Origin of the sequence: Paenibacillus sp. BJ-4 (assembly GCF_020404765.1) — a bacterium.
Classification (GTDB): domain Bacteria; phylum Bacillota; class Bacilli; order Paenibacillales; family Paenibacillaceae; genus Paenibacillus.
The window spans coordinates 1-411 of the sequence record NZ_JAIVEM010000012.1 but is presented as its reverse complement, the minus strand read 5'-3'; the positions used below and the strand labels follow the sequence as shown (position 1 = coordinate 411).

Below are 411 nucleotides of genomic sequence, written 5' to 3'. Positions count from 1 at the left end.
GTTAGATACATAAGGAAGCTGCGGTGCAACGAGCTTTACACGCTTCAAAGCCTCTTCCAGTTCCCCCAGCACGGCTTCCATCCGCGAGGAATGAAATGCGCTGCCCGTTCGCAGTTGGCGGCATTCTACACCTGCTTCCTGCATGCGAACTATCAATTCTTCTACCTCTTCCGTCCGTCCCGTCACCACGCTCATTTGCGGTCCATTGATGGCTGCGATCTCCAGCGTTCCTCTTAATTGTTCGGCCAACTCGGACGCGCTCATGCCAACTGCCGCCATCGCTCCCGCTTCACATCGCTGCATCAGTCGCCCACGGACGCTCACCAGCTCCAGCCCTTCCTCCAAGCTGAACACTCCAGCTATACAGGCGGCCGTATATTCTCCCAGACTGTGCCCGATCAGCGCGATGGG

At 57.4% G+C, this 411-nt stretch carries 1 protein-coding gene; it reads right to left on the bottom strand.

The genetic code is table 11. The features are described 5' to 3' along the window. The coding region (locus LCF57_RS04080; RefSeq protein ID WP_225999570.1) for an acyltransferase domain-containing protein at window positions 1–411 on the bottom strand (411 nt) is incomplete at both ends.